Origin of the sequence: Brevibacterium sp. R8603A2 (assembly GCF_023072605.1) — a bacterium.
Taxonomy (GTDB): domain Bacteria; phylum Actinomycetota; class Actinomycetes; order Actinomycetales; family Brevibacteriaceae; genus Brevibacterium; species Brevibacterium pityocampae.
The window spans coordinates 1-254 of sequence record NZ_JALLGN010000056.1 but is presented as its reverse complement, the minus strand read 5'-3'; the positions used below and the strand labels follow the sequence as shown (position 1 = coordinate 254).

Annotated in this window: 1 pseudogene; it reads right to left on the bottom strand. The window is 62.2% G+C overall.

What is annotated here, in order from left to right:
• Positions 1-13: 13 nt before the first annotated feature.
• Positions 14-254 (bottom strand): annotated as a pseudogene (locus tag MTQ12_RS14870) (hypothetical protein); the annotation flags it as partial.

Sequence of the window (254 nt, the reverse complement as noted above, 5' to 3'; positions counted from 1 at the left end):
ATTCCATGCTCGACTACCAGACCCCTGCCGAGATCGAGGCCACACATTTCGCCGAGAACCAGACCATCGGCAACGCAGCCTGAATACAGAACAACCGTTCAGCCTCAACTAAACCCGGGATTTGACACTCCGCGGACTTCTTCCACACCCTGGCTTCCAGGTGTGCCTCGCCCAAGGCCTGGGTCAGCTCGGCGACCTCGGCCTCCAGCTGTTCCTCTCGGGAGGATGGTCCGGACCTGCCGGCCACCAGGGCG